This is a genomic window from Methylobacterium crusticola (assembly GCF_003574465.1).
Lineage (GTDB): Bacteria > Pseudomonadota > Alphaproteobacteria > Rhizobiales > Beijerinckiaceae > Methylobacterium > Methylobacterium crusticola.
Genome location: NZ_QOWC01000001.1, coordinates 57,739 through 72,355, shown reverse-complemented (window position 1 = coordinate 72,355; position 14,617 = coordinate 57,739). Strand labels below are relative to the sequence as shown.

Sequence of the window (14,617 nt, the reverse complement as noted above, 5' to 3'; positions counted from 1 at the left end):
GCGGCGTCAGACAGTAGAGCGCCCGGTGGAGGTTTAGAGCCTTGCCGGGCGACGCTCGTCAGTGTTAGCAATTAGATTGGCGGGTTTATGACCGCCTGCAGAGTTGTCCCATCGTATTAGCGTCTTCAGCTATAAAATTACCCTGACAATCTGGACAAGTTATCTCCCCTTCTTCAACAATTCGTAATGCGGTGCAGTGCGGACATATTACTAATGAATAATCCATTGCCTCTTCAATGCTGCGATCTGAATTAACAGCTATCGCAAGCCGAGGATCTAGAATGCCATACAGATATTGAGGTCTATTGCCAGGGTTAGGTACATCGCCTATCTTGACCACTGCACCTGAGTTTTGCCAGTTCTTAACTTTCGACCTCGCCGCCTGTGTACTGACGCGAAAGATGTCGTTTGCGAGCCTGTTGATTGTGAAATTGACATCACCAACTTTCTTCAGTTCTCCAAAAATCGCACCATACAACTCGCGAGCTCTTTCAGTAGCGAAGTTTATAATGCCCGCTTTGACAGTTCTAAACTCGATCTTTTCTCCATACCTCCCGGTCTTTGTATGCTCATCGACTATTTTCTTGCAGATCCGAACCATATCTCGTGGCGAGGCATGAGCAAAATACGCGATCATGCGATGCACATTATATGGCGAGTCCGAGGCAACCAAATCATCGAATTGACGGATTTTACCTTCTGAATAGGTCGATAATCTCTTACTAAGGACAATTTCCAAATCCGCTACCGACCAATCAAGCGAATATTCGAGCAACCGGTCTGGCCGGCCGCCTGCATCTTGATACATGTCCTTGATTTTGTCCCATAGAAAGAATTTGAAAGCCAAACCATTGGTTTCGAGTAGTGGAAGATCGATTAGTAGAGACTCCAGGAACTCGAAATTTTTTCCAGCGTCACTGGCTGTTATTGTCAATTCATCGACGCGATCGACAAGTATATAGGTCGATTTGTATCCAAATTTCTTGACGAGAGCCACAAGAGACTCAAACTGAAACCGTAAAGTTTCATCAAGAGGTTTATATGCTGCCGTTGCCAATTCGAATTTGCCGAACCCAAATTTAGCCGCCATTAAATTTAGTAAACCAGTGACTATACCGCCATATCTTCCATAGTAATCTTTTGGCTTATCTCCAAAAGATTTGACAGATGCAAGTGATTCCTGAAATTTCTCGGCCGACAGATCGCCTAGTAACTTGCGAGAAAGAGAGACAATCAATCGTTTGTCGATCTCGTCTACTTCCTGCGGGAGATACTTTCGCTCTTCAATCTCGCAAAGGATAGCTATCAGTAATATACGACAAATATTTGTCAGATGATATTCCGCGTCAGCATCCTTTGGCAGTCTAATTACATTTGTCGGAAATCGATCATAAGTTAAGCAGAGAAATTGATGCGCCTCCGCACTTCGTTTCTCAATCATTATTTTCTGAGCAGTTTTGCCTCCACCACGCGGCGCAAAAACAACATTGCTCTTTGGAGTATTTGGGTCACCAACCACCGCAGGAAAAAATGGCGGATCCACAAAATACTTATCGATCAGTGGCTCGTCCGCTGCGTTAGTAGACGCAAATGGATCTTGGAGAAATCCAAAAGTCTTGAGGAAATCAATCGACAAAGCGATCTCCCTGCGCACATTAAGGTACACGGCGATCCTCTCCAACTATCATGAAAACGTCTGGTTGCGTGTGCAGGACTCCTTTTTGCGTGCTGCACTGCTTGTATGACTGCCCGTCACTGCACCCCACCCTCGCCGCCGGCCGCCATCGCCTCGGCCGAGCCCTGGATCTCGCGCACGCGCCGGTAGAAGTCTACGCGGCCACTCTTGTAATGTGGCTAGATCTGGCCGCACGGGAGCATCCGGCGTGAGGATGCGGTGTGTCGACCTCGTGCCGCTGCATGCATGCTTTGCTATGGCCGAATGGCCGCGGGCACGGCCGCCCTCTATAGGAGCACCATGGCCGACAGCATCCCCCACCCCTACACCATCGAGGATTCACCTCTCCCCAAGCCCGCCGGGCACTACCAGTGGGCTGTCCGCAGGAGCGGAAGCCTCGTCGAGCGGTCGGACCGGCCGTACCCGACCGAGGCCGCGGCCGAGGCCAGCGCGATCGCCGCCGTGGAGCGGGACATGCACTCCGTCGCGGGCGGCGGGCGCCGGTAAGGGCACTCCGCCGGGCGACCTCCCGGCCGCTCCGGAAGCGATCGGCGGGCGAGGCGCCCTGTCGGTCCCCGAACAATCGGGCTAGCGCCCACGGACCAAGCGGTGTGGTCGTTCCGCAATGGGCTCGCATCTGAGCGACAGCTTCGATCGGCCTGGAGCCCAGCCAGGCGCCCGCTAGATCCCCCATGTGGCCGGCGCTGGAGGAGCTGACGACGTGGCGACGACCCCCACCATGGGCGAGCTGTACAAGGCCCTGACGCTCTCCGAAGACAACTTGTTGACGGCCATCAAGACCTACCTCGAGGACCCGTCCAAGCCCGTCATCCTCGAGGCCGGCGAGTACCGCCTCGACGTCGGCGCCGCGGTCCAGGCGCATCCCTGGGCCCGGGAGATGTTGGCGCGGGAGACGGCGACCAAGGTCTTCCGGGAGGGCGCCGTGCGGACTGCGGTCCTGCTGGCGCGGCCGGCGTGAACGTCGGCGACCTGCGGGCCCAGGGCGAGACCACGGCGGCGGTGTTCTGCAACGGCCTCGACTGCCAGCACCACGCCGTCATCGCGACCGAGCGGTTCCCCGACCACCTGCCCTTCCCGGCGCTGGCGCGGCGCCTCGTGTGTTCGGTCTGCGGGGCTCGCGATCCCCGGGTCATGCGGGACATGCTCGCGCACTACGATCGGCTCTACCGCGAGCAGGGATGGGGCGGGCAGCTCGCCGGTCCCCTGCCTGCGCACTATCGCGTAGTCGGGCGGGACGTGCCGTGGCCCGATCAGGAGGAAGCACCTCAAAAGTAGCTCGTCGCGCCCTTAGTGCTTTGCGGACATGCTCTCTGCCGCTCGACGATCAGCTTCGGCAGCCAAGGCGCGAGCAAGGGCGCTGAGTTCCCCAGAAACATGTCGAATTCCACGCAGCCTGAGCCAGTTAGCAACCACAACCGTGAAGGTTGCATCAATTGCTTCAGCTGGGGTTGCTCCCTCTTTGATAAGATCATTGATTGCACTCTGCACTGTCGCACAGTGGAGAAGGCCATTGTAATTATCTGCGGTCATTTGTTTGGCGCACCCTCCGAATTGGAGGCAGCGTACGCCGATTTGGCGACCAGTTACGCTTAACTTTAGCAAGATATATCTGCGCTAGGGTGCTCCTCAGATACTCCAAGGTCCACCCAAGCCCGCGGCTCCTGGATCCAGCGCCAGACGGGACGTGCCGTGGCCGGCGCGGAGGCGGGAACCCGGGTAGCGGCCAGGGGTAGGTCTGGGGCCAGCCGCGTCACGTCCAAGCTCCATGCCCGCCATGCTCTTCACCACCTTCCTCGCCCTCACCGTGCTGGTCGCGTTGGCGATGGCGGCGGTGGTCGCGGTCGTGGTCTGGGTAGACCGGCCCTGACCACGAAGAAGCCCGCCGCGGCGGTGAGCCGGGCGGGCCAGTGGGATCGTTCGCAGCGGGCCAACCGGCGGCGGCTGGCCCGGTTCCGGGCGCCTCAGGCGCGCCGCTTCACCGCCTTGAAGCGCTCCCGCCCCTCGAGGCCGTTCCACCCCTCCACCAACGCCCGGGCCTGGCGCTCAAGGACGAATGAGCTGGCGAGGCTCCAACCGTCGTCCCGGTCGAGGACGTCCCAAACGGCGCCGAACTCGACCAGCAAGGCGTTGAACTCGGCGGCGACGCCGAAGGGCTCGGCGCTGATCATGACTGGGCGTCCTGCGGGCTCTCGCCGTGCTCGACCTCGAGCCAGGCCTCCCGGGCCCGGCGCTCCCGCATCCGCTTGAGGGCGGGGCCGACGATCGCGAAGGCAGTAGAGTTCATCGCGTCGAGGCGCTCGCGGGAAGCCTCGGGGAGATCCTCGTCCTCGGGGGCGGTCTGGGTTGGCCATCCTGATCGCTCCTGATGGGCGGTGGCGCGGTATGCATCGAGATGGGTCGCGGAGTCGACGTAGCAACTCGATCGCGCAAGGGTTGGGCGCCATGCGCGCCATCCTCTTCGCCCTCGTCCTTGCCGTTCCCAGTCTGGCCGTCGCCCAGAGCGAACCACTGATCCAAAGCCCGCAGGATGAAGTGTGCCGCGACGAGGCGCGTGACCGGGTCTTCGGCGCGCCGAACCCGAAAGGCCTCGCGCTCTACGACCTCGGCGTCGAGCTCTACGAAAACTGCATGTGGCGCTCGCCGATGCGCGACAACAGCACGCGGCCAAAGCGCCGGCAGAGCTCCTGATTGCGGCCACAGAGAAGCCCGTGGGCCGCGTTCTGGGAGGCGCCGGCCACTACCCCTGCGGCCGGGGCGTCACGGCCGCTGGCGGGCTTCCTATTCGGGAGGCGGGAAGGTGGAGCCCCGAGCGCCCGCGCTATGCAGAACGTCTGTGTGTGACGTGGAGCGCGAGACCGGTTCGAACCTGAGTCAGCGTGCGCGCCGGTAGTGCATGGCGACCGCGCCATTCCGGAGCGACTTCGCCGAGACCAGCTCGAGCCGTCGCGTACTGGACAGCCCGCCCTGGTAGAGGGTCGGGCCGTGGCCAGCGATCCTGGGATGGACGAGGAGCTTGTACTCGTCGATCAGATCCAGCCGGTCCAGTTCGGTCGCGAGTTTGCCGCTACCGAGGAGCACGCCCGCCGGAGTCGCGTCCTTGAGCCTCTGCACGCCTGTTCGCAGGTCGTCGGCGATGTGGTGGCTGTTGGTCCACGGGAAGTCCTTTCGCGTCGACGACACCACGTATTTCGGCTTGGCCTCCAGCTTGACCGCCCACTCGCGTATCGCCGGCGGCGCCTCCACGTCGCCGCGAGCGACCGCCGGCCAGTAGCTCTCCATCATCTCGTAGGTGATGCGGCCCCACAGCATCGCCCCGACCTCGTCCATAAGGCGGGTGAAGAACGCGTGCGTCTCGTCGTCAGCGATTCCTTCCTGGTGGTCGACGCAGCCGTCCAGGGTGACGTTTATGCTGAAGGTCAACAGTCCCATTAGGCGAGCCTATGCCATACGCTTGAAAGAACGTAGGGCTATAGCGCCTCGCCGTGGGTTCCAAGCGTCAGATTTGGGCCACTAGGACGAAAGCCAATCGTACCAGTGACGCGGAAGGGCAACAAAATCTCCGGGAGGTGACAACATAATATCAGTGTCTGTTGTCAGATATTGGGATGTGTTGCCAGTATATCCTTCACCGGCTAGAGACACATCACCAAAACTACTAGTTTTTTGGTCAATGTACTCAGAGTCAATTCCCGATATCAAATTGACATCAGCATTGCCGATGTCGGGCCAATTTTCTCCAGAATAGATGTTGAATGTCTGGGGTCCAAATTGTGTCTCGATGATTGTACTCGGAGCACTATCAGGCTGCCAGCCTGGATCGACGAGAGACGGCGGATTGATAAGCATATCGATGTTAACGGGATCTAGATCTCCGTTATTCATTGGAACCATATTATTAGTTCCATGTAGCAAGTCTGTCGACCCACTGAACCCTCCCAGAGGTAAGTTTATACTCGGGCCATACGTTACCGTGCCATTTGTAGTAACACTAATATCGCCGTATCCTATACCATTGCTCGACACGGCATCTGCTGTATCATGCGTAATACCTGCACCTATTAATGTAGAACCGAGCGATTCATTAGCGGTAAGGCCACTCTGTGTACCAATACCCACAGAGATTAGCGGCGTCTGGATGACTATTCCGATATCGTTAGTTCGTAACATATCGATCATGGATGCGTCTGGATCGGGCGTAATGTATGGGATCTGCGGACCATAACTCGACTCTAGTACAGGTGTATTTGGATCGGTAGGCCTCCAGCTTGGATCAACAATTGGAGGCCCGTTTAGTATTGAGTCCAATGTATCCGGAAGTCTGATAGGCCCCATGCCCAGATCTAGAGCGGCATCATCTCTAGCTGCTGCGAGAAGATCGATTTGCGGCGTGGGCGTGGGTGTGGGCGCAGGTCCAGGTTCTGGCGATGATGAAGTCTGATGATCCTGCCCTAGTCCTATAGGAGCTACCACAGCTCCCGCTTCGTTAAATGTAATAGAAAAAGCCTCATAATCTATTGACGCTATTTGTTGTGCTTGCTCAAGTGTGACCCAAGGCCAGTCTGAAGAGTACATAGGCTCACCGACGACATTGACCATGCATATAGCGCGGCCATATTTATCGCATAATGTTGCCATCTGTAGCCTCCCTCTAGTATATCAGAGATGCTGAGAACATCCTCGAACTGAGAGGAAGAGATCAGAGCCTTGAGCAGTTTGATGTATGCAAGCGCACAAAGGCTGCAGCTATCACTTACGGGCGCGTCGGCACTCTCGATCGCGCGTCTGCGGCGGGGATGGGTAAGCCGCCCGGCGCTTGTCTACCGCCGGGCGGCTCCGCGCATGACGATGGCCGATGAACGGCCGAACGCCGGCCGGTCGTCATGCGCGAGCTCAGATCAGGCTTGCCGACCACACGTGCCGGCCATGGGCCTGCGCCTCCGGGTCGAGGCTCGGCAGCACCACGCTCTGCGGGATCGAGCCGATCATGGAGCCACGGTGCATGCCGTTCGGCGCGACGCCGCGGGCCACCATCTCCGGCGGCTCGATCCAGGCCTGCTCGGCCGGCAGGTTCGCGTTGGCCGCCGCCACGATCCGATCCGCGTCGACGACCTGGCGCATGAGCGCGGCGAGCTCGCCGGCGAGGACCGGGTAGCGCTCGCGCAGCGCGGCCGCGGCGGCGTCCCGGGCCTCAAGGGCCTCGGCGTAGGTCTGCCGGCGCCGCGCCTCGTCCTCGCGCCGGCGCGCCTTGGCGAGCCCCCCGTTCAGCGCCTCGAGGCCGGTCGCGAGGCGACGGTCCGCGAAGGCGGCCCGCTCCATATCGGTCCGGGCCCGGTCGACGGCGTCCTCGCTCAGGCGCGGGTCGAGGGCGTCCCGCTCGGCGCGCTCGCGGTCCGCCTTCAGCCCTACCGCGGCCTGTGCCGCCTCGGCGATGAGGGCGGCGATCTCGCCCGAGGAGGGCGAGCCGGTGAGGGCCGCGGCGATGCGGTCGGAGAGGCTGCTCACCGAACCGACCTCGCGCGGGCTTCCGCGGCCATCTGCCGGGTCGCCGTCGCCATCCCCTCGAGATGATTGGCCACCTCGGTCAGAGCGACCTTCTCGCCGGAGTCCATCATCATGCCCGGGAAGATGCCGCCCGCCGTCATCCGCATCCGGGACACGAGCGCGCCGGCCTGGCGTGCGGCGTCTTCCATGATGAGCGGATTGCCGGAGTTCAGCCCGCCGCGGATGTACAGGAACTTGTGCTTGAACTCGCTCGGCACCGCTTCGAGGCTGTCGTTTAGGTTCATGGGACTGTCCTTCATGAAAGCGCCGGCCGCAGAGCACCGGTCCATCATCATCAGCGGGACCGACAGTCCCTCGCCGTCGTGGAGCACCGGGTTCGCGGCCATGATGGCGATCTCCGCATCGGTCGCGAGCGGATAGAGCGCACGCAATCGCAGCTTCCGCTCTTCGATGTTCCACGTCATGTTGCTGCCAACTCGTCGCTGTTCGACAAGATGGTCCGCCGGATCTCGCGCGAAGTCTATCGCACTACGGCCAGAACTGGCGCCTTTGCGCTTTTTGTAGCTTCTGCACTTTCTGTGGCGTCGCAGGGCACGACGGCCCGGACGAAGTAGGCCCGCACCGCCTCGGCCCCGCGCTCGCCGGCCAGGTAGGCGTCGAGCGCCTCGTGGTCGTCGTCGAGCAGCATCAGGAGCGCCGGGGCCGAGACCATCCAGGCGCCGCCCGCGATCCGACGGCCGATGTGGAAGCGCGCCGCCCATCCTCGGACCGTGCTGGCCGAGCGGCGCGCGAGGAAAGCGGCCTCGCCGATCGAGATGGCCTCGGCTGGGTCGTACGGGATCAGGACGCGCGGGCGGGTCAACCGTGCCTCCGCATGTGCTGCATCAGCTGGCCGGCGCGCCAGGCGCGACGCTCCTCCTCGCCGTCGTTCCCCAGCACCGCGTCGCTGATCATCCCGTAGCGCACCGTGCGGCGCGCCCGGATCAGGACACCGGCGACGGCGTTGGCGACGTCGTCGTGCTCTCCGGGGGGATGATCGATCGAGTCGCGGCCGCCGCGGGCCGTGCGGCGCTCCAAGGCGGTCAACTGCGCCTTCAGCTTCGGCAGGTCGAGGAGGCGCGCCCGGCGGCTGTTCAGCAGGGGCAATGCGGCCTGGTAGATCTCGCTCTTCGGCATCTCGGCGAGCTCGTACGTGATGCCATGTTCGCGGAAGGCCTCGCGTGGCCACTCGCCGCCCCAACGGTCGCCCGTGACCCGGGTTACTCGGTAGGCCTTCAGCACGGCCGCGAACTCCGTCACGGTGGCCTGAGGCGAGAACGGCGGGGCCTTCTCCAGCACCCGATCCAGCACCGCGCAGCCGCCGGCCTCGTGCGCGATGGCGAGCGTCATCGAGTCCTTGCCCGAGCCGCCGGCCGGGTCGACGAACGCGTGGTAGGCGATGCGCTCCGCCGGCGGGACCTCGGTCGTGCCCGCCATCGTGCACGCGTCGACCAGCTCGACGGAGACGAAATCCTCCAGATCATCCCTGAAGTCGCCGCCGTACTCCGCCCGGGCCGCGGCGGCGTCGCGCTGGTAGGCGCGGGCGATGACGGTCTCGCTCAACGTCGGGTTCATCGTCCGGCTGGGCGCCTTCGCCACCAGAACCGCCGGGTCGCCGTCGGGGCCGTAGTCGCGCCGATACGCGGCGTAGAGCTCGCCCCGCTTCGCGTACGGGCTCGAGATCACGATCAGCGGGCCGCCGGTGGTGGCGAGGCCCGGGCGGAGCGCGGCCAGGATCTCCTTGTCCGGGTTCGCGCTGCCCTCGATGCGCCAGAAGGCAGCCTCGTCGCACAGGGCCGCCACCAGCGTCCCACCGCGCGCGGTCCGGAAGCTCGCCGGCCGGACCTCGATGTCCACGCCGGTGTCGAGGCTGATGGTGTCGGCCGTGCGCCCGACCTGGTGTCCGGCGAACCCTGGCACGCCCTCGAAGATGCCGCCGATGTAATTCAGCGCCTTCCCGGCCTGGTAGGTCGAGGCAGCGATCAGCGGGAGGGAGCCGCGCTCGCCGGGTGCCAGGACCTCGTCCCAGTCGCAGAGGACGGCGAAGTAGGCCATCAGGACGGCCATGGCGCGGGTCTTGCCGCCGCGCCGGCCGATGATGGCCCAGGCCTCCTCCACGGGCTCCTCAGGCTCGCGCTCGCGGCCCGTGAGGGCGGTGTAGATCGCCCGCTCCTCAGCCGTCAGGGCCTCGCCCATGATGGCGATCAGGAGCACCCGCCATGCGGCCCAGGACTCGCCCGGCAGGATCGTCCCGAAGATGTCGAGGTCCTCGAGCGCCGCGCGCATCGTCATCAGGCGCCGCATGCCGAGGCTCCGGTCAGCCGCGACGAGAAGTTGAGTGCGCCCGCCTTCGGCTTGAGCGCTGCGCTCCGAAGAGTCGCGGGCCGCGCAGCCGAGGTTCCCGGTGTTGGACGGGGCGCGGCGCCCTCAATGAACTGGCCCGCGAGAGTGACAGCCGCCGCGTAAGGCGGCCGAATGGTGGGATTGCGGCTCATGGGGCAGGCCGCCCCGCCAAGGCCCGCTCGCGGGCGCTCAGGGGCCTGCTGGCGGCCTTCGGGGCGCCCATGCGGCGGGCCTGCCGGTCGAGGCGATCGCCGAGCTGCCCCATGGCCTCGGCGTCGACGCGCCGTCCGGCCGCGAGATCGGCGTGGAGCTGCTCGAGGGCGACGGCGAGCCCGGCATAGGTGCGGGCGGCCTCGTGGGCCACGACGCTCATGGCGAGCCGGCCGCCCCGCTCGGCCTCGAGAGCGGCCAGGATGTCCCGAAAGCGCCGTGCGGCCGCCGAACGCCCGTCGACGCCACGAGGCAGTGGGGCCCCGTTTGTGATCCTGCTATGAGCCCTCTGCGCCACGCCACAACACCCACGTGATAGGCCGATGTTCGGCCCATGATCCGGCGACGGATATAGCAAGTGCTATGTTTCTTCACCAATAGTGTGATCGACGGACTCAGGCCATCCTCATCAGCACCCTTTGAACCTGCGTCGTACTCCAGCCGAACGCTCCACGCGGGGTCGGGATACCCCGCGTAGTCAGCGCCTTGGCAAGGCCTGAGGCGGAGGTGATGCCCTCGGCCCGCAGCGCGGCGATCGTTGGGGCCAGACGTGCGGCCTGCGCCTCGCCCAGGGCCCGTCTCCCGTGCGCAGCGGCCTCGAGGTCGGCTTCCGTGAGTCGGTAGCCCCGGTAGCCGCCGAGCACCTTCCCGCGGGCCTTGGCGGCCTGTAGGGCGGCCTTGGTGCGGGCCGAGATGGCTTCCCGCTCCTGCTCGGCTACAAGGGCCATGATGCCCACCGTGAGCTTGTTGGCGTCCGGCATGTCGGCGGCCACGAAGTCGATGCCAGACCGTTCCAGGTCCCGCAGAAAGCCAGGGTCACGGCTTAAGCGATCGAGCTTCGCCACGATGAGGCGGGCGCCGTAGAGCCGGCATGCGGCGATGGCCTTCGCCAGTTCCGGCCGGTCGGCCCGCTTGCCGCTCTCCACCTCCACGAACTCGCCGACGACCTTCCACTTGCCGCCGTTAAGGTAGCGCTCGACGGCCTCGCGCTGTGCCTCCAGGCCGAGGCCGGAGCGGCCCTGTTTGGCCGTTGAGACCCGCGCATAGGTGACGAAGTTGCCAGTGGCCATGAGGGGCCTCACAGATCTCTCGACGTTCGTTGAGAATTATGTGAGTGGGCCCAAGTGGTGTCAACGGATTGTGCGCGTCGACGTACCCCAACCCGAGCGAGCTACTACTGACCGGAGGGTCATTTTTATCAGGGCTGGGTTTGGATGAAGGCCGCCATCCTCGGCGTTTCCCCCGCCGCCCTACCCGGCCAGAGCGTTGGCCAATGGCGGGGCCTCGCTCTGTTTAGTCGATCGTGGCACGCTGGGCCTGCCGACTTGCTGCGGGACCAGCAGGGAGGCAGCGGGTTGGGCTGCTGTCGTGACGGGTGGGGAGCCCGACCCGCACCACTGCAATGCCGTTTGCTGCCACGACGTTGGCCGCTGGCGGCCTACCCGCGCTTCTGGCGGGGATAGAGCCCCGCGAACGCCCCGAGGATCTGGCGACGGTCCAAGCTCGGCATCCGGTTCAGTTCATCAGCCGCGATCGGCAAGGCGTCCGGATCGTGCTCGGCCTGCTCGAGCGCCTCGACGAGGCGAGCGCCGCGAGGGCCGGTTAGCAAGCGTGCGATGGCGCGAAGGCTTCGAAGCCGGGCGAGCCGCTCGGCGGAGTCGAGGCCAGGCCGCCATGGCCCGAACTCATCGGCGGGAGTCATGCTCCACACCTCACGGGCTTCCACACCTTGAAAGCGGGGGTGACGGCCCACCACACCACACCCCACACCCCAATAGGGGGTGTGGTGTGGTGGTGGTGGTCACCACACCTTCCACGCCTTGCCACACCACCTAATTTGAAGTGTGGAAGGTAGGTCATACGCGCGCTCCGATGACGACCATCGGCTTGTCGCGCCCGGCACGCTTATCGTGCTCGCGGACGACCTTCAGGGCGCCGTTCTTGATCCACGTGCCGAGGATCCGCTTGATCCGTGACACCTCGGCCTTGTCGGTGGCGTCGACGCCGAGCACCTCGGCGACCGCATAGCCGGCCCAGCAGTCGGCCTGGGCATTCTCGGCCCAGGAGCCTGCGGCGATGGCGGCTTGGACCCGGCGCAAGTGGCCGACGTCGATGTCGTCGAACAGGCCGGGCATGGTCCACTCGGTCACGACGCCGATGAGGTCTTCGGGATCCTCGTCGTCACCGTTACCGAGACCCACGTTGACGAGCTGTCGCCACACCGCCCGGTCCTGGGGCGGCTGCATGTTCGACTTGCCGTTGTCGACGCGGAAGTAGAGACCGCGCTGCTCGCCCGGCACGCCAGCGTTGCTGGCCTCCTCCGTCGACATCACGTTGAGCACGCGTGCCGACCGAACGGCGCCGATCAGGGCGGAGCCGCCCCGGGCATCGTCGACCGAGTAGCCCGCTTGCCCTGCGCTCGCCTTCCTGACGTGGTGGACCAACTCGACGGCGCTGTTCGTCTGGCCGGCTATGCCGGCCCACGCCTTCGTCACTTTATCGATCGCGCCGTTGTCGTTCTCCGGCACGTCGTGACACGACACGAAAGGATCGATGATCGTGACGTCGATTTGCTTCGAACGTATTTCTGAGACGAAGTCAGCAACGACAGGTCTCTGCACTTGCGTATGATCGCCGACACGCTGGGCGATGACGATTGGCGTGTTCCTGCCGCTGTCGAGGAACAGCCGGCCCTCCAGCTCCTCGCGGCCGATGTCGTAGTGGACGCAGACCGCGGCGATGCGGCGCTGCACCTCGTCCTGCGGGTCCTCGCCGTTCCAGTACCAGACCCGGAGCCGCTTGCGCGGCTCCGCGCCGAGCAGGGAGCGGCCCGTGGCCATCGCCACGGCCTCGACGAGTGCCAGGCTGGTCTTTCCCAAGCCACCGGGCGCGATCGTAGCCGTGGCGTACTGCCTGATGTAGTGCCGGCCGTAGAGCCAGCGCCGCGGCGGGAGCGCCTTCGGGTCGACCCAGGAGAAGGGAGTTGCCCGGATCGGCTGGCGTGGCGGTGCGGGATCTCCGGCGAGCGGGAAGCGCCCCTCGTCGCCGGCTCCGTCCATCTCCTCTTCGAAGGCGCGAGGACCGCGCTTCGTGATGGTGACGCCGTCAACCATGCGGCATCTCCTGCAGGCGCGCGACCACGTCGTTGATGTCGGCGCCGGCGACGTCCGGCCGGACCAGGTAGACCTCACGGCCGGCCTGCTCCCAGCGGTCGGCGCACGCCTCGGCCGCGGCGAGGCCCGCGGGGTCGTGGTCGACCGCGATCCAGAGGACCTCGATCCCGGCGAGCACGGGGAACGCCGCGATGCCGCCGGCCGAGATCAGCGACCACACGGGCGAGCGGCGGAACTCCGGCAGGAGCTGGAGGCTCAAGGCCGTCTCGAGCCCCTCGGCGATACCGAGGCACGTGATGACATCTTCGTCCGGCGTGAGCTTGATGGCGCCGCCGCGGACGGGGCCGAGCGACCGGCGGTCGTAGCCCTCGACCTCGCCCTTGCGCCCGTCCGCCGTTAGAGCGGTACGATGGACCGCGACCGGCCGGTCGCTCGCCACGTCCCGGACGAGGGCGACCATCGCCGGCGTGCGCGAGCCGGCGAACGGGCAGGACGAGTGATAGCGGATTGCCACGTCGGCGTCGGGGAGGGTCAACCCTCGCCGCGCCAAGTAGGCCTCCACGGGCGTCCCGCCGGGGCGCCGCGCCTCGTGCCAGAGCTCTAACGCCCGCCGGCCGCGCTCAGCGTCGTCGGAAGCAGGGCGGCTGACCTGAGGACGCACCGGCTGCTCGGCGGCGCGGCCCGATCGCGTCGGCCAGCCAAGTCGCGCCGCCACGTGGTCGCGGCAGGCGAACGGGTCATCCGTGGCAAACGAGTGCACAACGAACCCGCCCGGGGCCTCGGCGGCGAGGCGGACGCTGAGGCTTCGATCTCCCGGCCCGTGGCCTGGTCCGGGGCATAGGATCTGGTTCACGCCGGCGACCTTGCCGCCGAGCGCCCGGGCGGCCTCCTGGAGGGACACCGTCATGAGCCGGTCCCCACACACAGGGCGGCCGTGAGAGGCCGCTGCGTCTCAACCTCGGCCGCCTCGAGAGCCTCGATCACGCGCCGCAACAGCCGCGGGTGGACGCCGATGCCCTTCTGTGTCGGCACCAGTTCGCCATCGGGGCCGATCACGAAGAGGCGCAGGTCGACGAACTCGTGCCCCTTGAACTCGCGCAACTGGACGCGGAGCGCTTCGCGGGCGTTCTTCGGTATCTCCCCGATCAGGATGTCGTCGCTCATCGACGCGCCTCCGTGGGGCCGAGGCCGGCGAGCTGCGCGACAACCGCCGCGACCTCGGGCGACAGAGCGAAGCGCTGCGCCAGCCTATGGACGACGCGCGGGGGGTGGCTTACATCCGGGGTGCTGGTCGAGCCAAGAACAGCATTCCCCGGGGCCTGGGTGCGGTCGCCACAACCGCTCCGGGCCCCAACTATGTTCAGCATCACGCCGCTCGCGCCTCCGGAAGAGAGTTGACGAAAGCCCGCAAGGATTCGTCGGTGAACAGTAGGCGAGCACCGACCTTCACGGCCTTGATCTGGCCGAGGGACAGCAACTCGAACAGCTTGGTCTTGCCGATGCCGAGCGCGTCGCACGCCTCGGTGGTGGTGTAGGTGATCTTCGGGTGCCGCCAGGCCAAGTCTTGGCGGAGATGAGCGTCCATTCCGTTCCTCCGTCATTGCTCGCGCGAATTGCTGCGAACTGTCGGAGGACAGTCGTTCAGAAGAATTTGATTGCATAGGAGGCAAAAAAAGCAACTAAGGCAGCAACTGTTGCCTTTGCTGCACTAGCT

19 protein-coding genes are annotated in these 14,617 nt (G+C 64.5%); 4 read left to right on the top strand and 15 right to left on the bottom strand.

What is annotated here, in order from left to right:
* Positions 1-85: 85 nt before the first annotated feature.
* Complete coding sequence (locus tag DT057_RS06335; protein WP_128561231.1) at positions 86-1,666, bottom strand: P-loop ATPase, Sll1717 family; 1,581 nt, start codon at positions 1,664-1,666, stop codon at positions 86-88.
* Between the two features lie 309 nt (positions 1,667-1,975).
* Between DT057_RS06335 and DT057_RS06330 the strand changes: the two genes are divergently transcribed.
* The 3 genes from DT057_RS06330 (at position 1,976) to DT057_RS06320 (ending at position 2,971) form a co-directional block, all read left to right on the top strand.
* Positions 1,976-2,182 (top strand): hypothetical protein, encoded by a 207-nt coding sequence (locus tag DT057_RS06330; protein ID WP_128561230.1) that lies wholly within the window; start codon positions 1,976-1,978, stop codon positions 2,180-2,182.
* A 214-nt stretch (positions 2,183-2,396) separates the two neighbouring features.
* Complete coding sequence (locus tag DT057_RS06325; RefSeq protein WP_128561229.1) at positions 2,397-2,654, top strand: hypothetical protein; 258 nt, start codon at positions 2,397-2,399, stop codon at positions 2,652-2,654.
* Positions 2,651-2,971 carry a hypothetical protein gene (locus DT057_RS06320; RefSeq protein WP_238314003.1) on the top strand — a complete coding sequence of 107 codons (321 nt, stop codon included), beginning with the start codon at positions 2,651-2,653 and terminating at the stop codon, positions 2,969-2,971. Before DT057_RS06325 ends, DT057_RS06320 begins: the two co-directional genes overlap by 4 nt.
* Before the next feature lie 686 nt (positions 2,972-3,657).
* Here the strand turns inward: DT057_RS06320 and DT057_RS06315 are convergent.
* On the bottom strand, positions 3,658-3,864 hold the full coding sequence (locus tag DT057_RS06315) for a hypothetical protein (protein ID WP_128561228.1): 207 nt from the start codon (positions 3,862-3,864) through the stop codon (positions 3,658-3,660).
* A gap of 274 nt (positions 3,865-4,138) precedes the next feature.
* Between DT057_RS06315 and DT057_RS06310 the strand changes: the two genes are divergently transcribed.
* Positions 4,139-4,384, top strand: coding sequence for a hypothetical protein (locus tag DT057_RS06310; RefSeq protein WP_128561227.1), 246 nt, complete (start codon positions 4,139-4,141; stop codon positions 4,382-4,384).
* Positions 4,385-4,567: 183 nt separating this feature from the next.
* Here DT057_RS06310 and DT057_RS06305 read toward each other — a convergent pair whose 3' ends face one another.
* The 13 genes from DT057_RS06305 to DT057_RS06245 form a co-directional block, all read right to left on the bottom strand.
* Positions 4,568-5,125, bottom strand: a complete 558-nt coding sequence (locus DT057_RS06305; RefSeq protein WP_128561226.1) for a dihydrofolate reductase family protein — start codon at positions 5,123-5,125, stop codon at positions 4,568-4,570.
* A gap of 81 nt (positions 5,126-5,206) precedes the next feature.
* Positions 5,207-6,331, bottom strand: a complete 1,125-nt coding sequence (locus tag DT057_RS06300; RefSeq protein WP_128561225.1) for a hypothetical protein — start codon at positions 6,329-6,331, stop codon at positions 5,207-5,209.
* A 255-nt stretch (positions 6,332-6,586) separates the two neighbouring features.
* On the bottom strand, positions 6,587-7,198 hold the full coding sequence (locus DT057_RS06295; RefSeq protein ID WP_128561224.1) for a hypothetical protein: 612 nt from the start codon (positions 7,196-7,198) through the stop codon (positions 6,587-6,589).
* The gene (locus tag DT057_RS06290; RefSeq protein ID WP_128561223.1) at positions 7,195-7,662 is read right to left on the bottom strand and encodes a hypothetical protein; all 468 of its coding nucleotides are present in this window, start codon (positions 7,660-7,662) and stop codon (positions 7,195-7,197) included. The genes DT057_RS06295 and DT057_RS06290 overlap by 4 nt, the downstream gene beginning before the upstream one ends.
* Positions 7,663-7,718: 56 nt before the next feature.
* Positions 7,719-8,060: a hypothetical protein gene (locus tag DT057_RS06285; RefSeq protein ID WP_128561222.1), complete on the bottom strand. Its 342-nt coding sequence runs from the start codon at positions 8,058-8,060 to the stop codon at positions 7,719-7,721.
* Entirely contained in the window at positions 8,057-9,541 is a 1,485-nt protein-coding gene (locus tag DT057_RS06280) for a hypothetical protein (protein ID WP_128561221.1), read from the bottom strand. Before DT057_RS06280 ends, DT057_RS06285 begins: the two co-directional genes overlap by 4 nt.
* 187 nt (positions 9,542-9,728) lie before the next feature.
* A complete protein-coding gene (locus DT057_RS06275; protein WP_128561220.1) occupies positions 9,729-9,953 on the bottom strand; it encodes a hypothetical protein in 225 nt (74 codons plus the stop codon).
* Between the two features lie 232 nt (positions 9,954-10,185).
* Positions 10,186-10,860, bottom strand: coding sequence for a recombinase family protein (locus DT057_RS06270; protein ID WP_128561219.1), 675 nt, complete (start codon positions 10,858-10,860; stop codon positions 10,186-10,188).
* Between the two features lie 368 nt (positions 10,861-11,228).
* A complete protein-coding gene (locus DT057_RS06265; protein ID WP_128561218.1) occupies positions 11,229-11,492 on the bottom strand; it encodes a hypothetical protein in 264 nt (87 codons plus the stop codon).
* Positions 11,493-11,646: 154 nt separating this feature from the next.
* Positions 11,647-12,903 carry a helicase RepA family protein gene (locus DT057_RS06260; RefSeq protein WP_128561217.1) on the bottom strand — a complete coding sequence of 419 codons (1,257 nt, stop codon included), beginning with the start codon at positions 12,901-12,903 and terminating at the stop codon, positions 11,647-11,649.
* Positions 12,896-13,810: a DUF7146 domain-containing protein gene (locus tag DT057_RS06255; RefSeq protein WP_128561216.1), complete on the bottom strand. Its 915-nt coding sequence runs from the start codon at positions 13,808-13,810 to the stop codon at positions 12,896-12,898. Before DT057_RS06255 ends, DT057_RS06260 begins: the two co-directional genes overlap by 8 nt.
* Complete coding sequence (locus DT057_RS06250; RefSeq protein WP_128561215.1) at positions 13,807-14,067, bottom strand: transcriptional coactivator p15/PC4 family protein; 261 nt, start codon at positions 14,065-14,067, stop codon at positions 13,807-13,809. Before DT057_RS06250 ends, DT057_RS06255 begins: the two co-directional genes overlap by 4 nt.
* A gap of 202 nt (positions 14,068-14,269) precedes the next feature.
* Positions 14,270-14,488 (bottom strand): helix-turn-helix domain-containing protein, encoded by a 219-nt coding sequence (locus DT057_RS06245; RefSeq protein ID WP_128561214.1) that lies wholly within the window; start codon positions 14,486-14,488, stop codon positions 14,270-14,272.
* Positions 14,489-14,617 lie beyond the last annotated feature (129 nt).